Genomic DNA, 4,057 nt, shown 5'->3' on the forward strand with positions numbered 1-4,057 from the left:
CCCATTTGCCCCGGATCTTCAGGTACGTCTCGTCAACCCTCCACGACCGTCCCGCAGACGTGGCAAAATGGTTCCAGCGCTTGACGAACTCGGGCGTATAGCGGCGCACCCAACGCAGAATCGTCGTGTGAGCCAGCGACAACCCTCGCTCAGCCATCATCTCGACGAGATCGCGCAGGCTGGGTTTGTAGCGCAGATACCAGCGCACACAAAGAATGATCACCTCACGGTCAAAATGACGGCCGGCGAATAGCTCGTCCAGACTCTTCAGCTTGTTCATCGCGGCTCCTCAAATCGGTCAAGGCGACACTCTAACCGATCCTTGAGCGCTATTTGCACCACAACCCTTTCATGTTCGTGCGCGCCAATCAGTTCGGTGCGCAGCGCAACGTGATTGGCGAGCAGCGTATAGGCGACGACGCCCTTGCCGCGCCCGAAATACTTGCGGGAGTGCCGCGCCTTGGTAGTCGGCGAGGCGGCTTCGAATTTCTGCCCATCGACGCTGCCATACAGCACTTCCAAATCGAACGAGTAATGCTCGAAGATCGGCAGTTGCGCGATGAAGTTGCTGATCCGGTCGCTTGCGGCCCGCAGCGTCGCCAGGCGGCAGCGTTGCCGGTACGTATCGGCCAGCACGTGATACGGGATATCGCAGGTTTCGGCCATGGCCGAATTGCCGTGATTGATCGCCTGCGCCACAATCACGGCCGTCAGGCTGTCGGTATCGGCGGCGATCTTCCTGGCGTAGCGAGGTTGTAGCGGTGTCATCGTCCGCAGGAAATCGCAGCGCTCATTCACAAACCGGAAAATGTCGGCAATATCGCGTGAGGGCAGGTTCGCGTAGAAACTGTCCTGCTGCGCGCCTTCTTTCTCGACCCTGGGCTGCCGCCACGTCAGCTTGCTGTGCTGCGCGTCATAGTCGAGATGCTTGAGCTTGCCCTGCCGCAATTGCCGCTCGAAGGTTTGCCAGAGCTCACGAAGCTCGTTGAACAGGGCGTCGATTGTGGTGTCGGGCGACTGGCGTAACCAGGCAAGGTCGAGTTCCTCGAGCACAGCTGCCGTGCGTTCGGGCGCGACCAGATGATCGCTGAAACGCCGATGCTGGATACTGTCGTCAAGATGCAGCTCGCCGCGATCGAGCCGCTTTCTGATCTGCCGGTAGATCCAGAATTCGTAGCGATCGCCGCGCAGGCCGGTGGGCTGACCGGTATCATCGAAGGTGAGCAGGTAAGGTCGAAGTCGCTTCGGGACGGTGCCAGGCGGGATCTCTGCGAGCGGGCGCTGGGCGAGGCGTTGTCGCCGGCCGAAGACGCCGTTCATCCAGCGTACCGCAGCCAGCCAGGGATCGTCGGCGCGGAGGCTGGAGAATTCCAGCGCCATCGCCTGCGGCCGCAGCCGCGTGCGCACCTGACCGGCGAGCGCGTCGATGGCCTGCCAGCGCAGCTCCATCTGGCTGACGGGTTTGCGGGTCAACCGCTGTCCCGTCTGCTGCAGGGCCGCTTTGGGCATGATGCTGAAGGCCTGGCGGCGCACGGAACCGAATGGCAGGGTGTCGTCGAGGGCGTCATCTACGTAGAGCAGCAGAAGCCTGCCCACCTGCGCGGTTTCTTTCTGCCGCTGGGCCTCGTTGCGCACGAATTCCTGGGCGGCACTGGCCTTGCTGTCATCCTCGAATTTCTTGGTGTGATAGCGCAAGGCCTCGACCAGGTTGTCGTTCAGTTGCCGGTAGCGTTGCCATGCGTAGCACAGCAGGTACAGCCTTGTCTGGCCGCGCTGCAGGCGCCGAAGGTCATAGATCGTGTAGTAATGGGCGAGGCTCGCGTATCCGGCAACGTTCTGTGGCGAAATCCCGAGCCGGGGCAGCAGTGTCCGGGCGACGCGATAGATGGGTTCGAGCAGCGCACGCTTCTCGCGTTCCTGTCCCATCATGCGGGCGCCGAAATGCTTCGCGTCCTGGCGGATCGCGGCCAGTTCGGACAGGGACTCGTCGCGCACCAGCAGGCCCTGCAGCGCGGCTTTCGCCTCTTCGGTCAGGGCGGCCTCGACCATGTCGCCCAGCCGCTGCCGTTCGGTGCTCAACGCAGTGCTGACGATGGCCTGCAGGACGGTATAGCCGGGACGTACGATGTGCTGCTGGTTCAGCCAGACGATGAATTCGGTCCGCACGAAGGCGGGCGTCACATCACGCCGCACGAGCTGTGCGGCCTTGAGGGCCAGCGCGGACCGGTCCTGCTCGCTCCACAGGCGATAGCCGGACAGCGCGAGAATGGCGCGCCGCTGGGCATACAGTTCGGCGGAGCGGACCGGCCTCGGACGCAGCGACTGTCCGGGGAAATAGTGTTCGCACAGGAATTCGAGGTCCTCGGACGGGCACTCGGCGAGCGTGAATGTGAAGAACGCCTGCTTTGCCTTGAAATAGCCGATCTGCAGCAGGCACAGGATACGTTCGGGCAAGCCGGGGCGACGTTGCGCAACACTCAGCTCGTCGGCGGTGAAGGCAAAATATTCGGCACGCTGGTATTCATCGAAATCGGGCCGTTCGTAGAGCGCCTGGCGCTCGGCCTCCGGCAGCAGGGTGAGGTTCTTGTTTAGCGCGCGCATCCAGCGATGGAAATTGAGTCGCGAGTTTCCCTATAATGGCCCAATTACGGAAAGTTCAAGACCCCGCCCTGTGCCGGGACGCGGCTTCCGGAGTCCTCGGGCAAGCTGTGCCAGACATCGTTAACCGGAAAGTTCCGCGACGGCGGCCCAATGCCGCCTATCGCAGTCGCGAATACCTGCTGGAAAAGGAGGTCGCGGACCTGATCGCCGCCGCTGCCCGCGAAGGGCGGCACGGCGCGCGCGATGCCGCGCTGATCTTGATCGCCTACCGTCACGGCCTGCGTGTCTCGGAACTGGTCAGCCTGCGCTGGGATCAGGTCGATCTGACGCAGGCCCTCGTGCATGTCGTGAGGCGCAAGCACGGCATGCCCGCCGTGCATCCGCTGCGCGGCCCCGAACTGCGCGCGTTGCGGCGGCTGCGACGCGACAGTCCGGACAGTGCCTACGTGTTCATCAGCGAGCGCAAGGCGCCGCTGACTCCGGACGCCGTGCGCAAGATCGTGACCCGCGCCGGTCAGCAGGCGGGGCTTGCGTTTCCCGTTCATCCGCACATGCTGCGCCACGCGACCGGCTACAAGCTGGCCAACGACGGACACGACACGCGCGCCATCCAGCACTACCTCGGCCACCGCAACATCCAGCACACCACGCGCTACACCGAACTGGCTTCGGACCGGTTCCGCGACTTCTGGCAGGACTAACCTTTCTTCCCGACTGAACTCACACCTATGTCGACCGACCGCATCCCGATCGCGCTACAGACCCGCTACGACGAAATCACCGTGCTGACCGACGCCGTGTGCAGGCAACACCTGACCGACGAGTACCGGGACCTTTGTCGACGCATGGCGGCAACCCTGTGCCGCAAACGTCCGTCGCCGCTCATCAATGGCCCCGCGCGCTCATGGGCCTGCGGCATTGCCTACGCCATGGGTCGGGTCAATTTCCTGTTCGATCGGCATCAGACGCCGCACATGCGGGCCGACGTGCTGTGCGAACACTTCAGGGTGAGCCCGAAAACCGGATCGGCCAAGGCAAGCGCCATCGTCACGCTGCTGAAAATCGGCGCGATGGATCCGCGCTGGTCGCTGCCCAGTCAGCTGGCCGAGAATCCCATGGCGTGGATGCTCGAGGTGAACGGCTTTATCGTCGATGCGCGCCAGATGCCGCGCGATTTCCAGGAGGAAGCCTTTCGTCGCGGCCTTATTCCCTACATTCCATAACCTAACCCTCTGTTTTCAAAAGCATTCCAAAATTATTGGGGTTTGGGCTTGGAACCCCTATATCGGCGTTGTCTGAAGCGGAACACGACCGCTTCAGACAAGCGTCTTTGACGGCAGCGCGCAGCGCATCGACAAATACATCAAGATCCGCTTCGTTCATGTAGATATGGGGCGAGACTCGCAGACCTTCCAACTGTCCTACGCGCCGATATTTGACATGAACCAGGAACGAT

At 62.5% G+C, this 4,057-nt stretch carries 3 protein-coding genes and 2 pseudogenes; 2 read left to right on the forward strand and 3 right to left on the reverse strand.

Annotation, left to right across the window (positions count from 1 at the left end; all coding sequences use genetic code 11):
* Positions 1 to 280 (reverse strand): annotated as a pseudogene (locus EVC45_RS43655) (IS6 family transposase); the annotation flags it as partial.
* Positions 277 to 2,601, reverse strand: coding sequence for a Tn3 family transposase (locus tag EVC45_RS43660; RefSeq protein WP_129964240.1), 2,325 nt, complete (start codon positions 2,599 to 2,601; stop codon positions 277 to 279). The pseudogene EVC45_RS43655 and the gene EVC45_RS43660, both read right to left, overlap by 4 nt.
* A gap of 35 nt (positions 2,602 to 2,636) precedes the next feature.
* Between EVC45_RS43660 and EVC45_RS43665 the strand changes: the two genes are divergently transcribed.
* Together EVC45_RS43665 and EVC45_RS43670 are read left to right on the forward strand one after the other, a co-directional pair.
* On the forward strand, positions 2,637 to 3,302 hold the full coding sequence (locus tag EVC45_RS43665; protein ID WP_129964241.1) for a tyrosine-type recombinase/integrase: 666 nt from the start codon (positions 2,637 to 2,639) through the stop codon (positions 3,300 to 3,302).
* A gap of 27 nt (positions 3,303 to 3,329) precedes the next feature.
* The gene (locus EVC45_RS43670) at positions 3,330 to 3,824 is read left to right on the forward strand and encodes a DUF6398 domain-containing protein (protein ID WP_129964242.1); all 495 of its coding nucleotides are present in this window, start codon (positions 3,330 to 3,332) and stop codon (positions 3,822 to 3,824) included.
* Position 3,825: 1 nt separating this feature from the next.
* Here EVC45_RS43670 and EVC45_RS47440 read toward each other — a convergent pair.
* Positions 3,826 to 4,057: pseudogene (locus EVC45_RS47440) on the reverse strand (hypothetical protein); the annotation flags it as partial.

This window comes from Paraburkholderia sp. UYCP14C (assembly GCF_004197395.1).
GTDB lineage: Bacteria > Pseudomonadota > Gammaproteobacteria > Burkholderiales > Burkholderiaceae > Paraburkholderia.

Bases quoted from the DNA above. Each gene is read 5' to 3' on its own strand.
- EVC45_RS43660 (WP_129964240.1), bottom strand. From the start codon at position 2,601: ATGCGCGCGCTAAACAAGAACCTCACCCTGCTGCCGGAGGCCGAGCGC.
- EVC45_RS43665 (WP_129964241.1), top strand. From the start codon at position 2,637: ATGGCCCAATTACGGAAAGTTCAAGACCCCGCCCTGTGCCGGGACGCG.
- EVC45_RS43670 (WP_129964242.1), top strand. From the start codon at position 3,330: ATGTCGACCGACCGCATCCCGATCGCGCTACAGACCCGCTACGACGAA.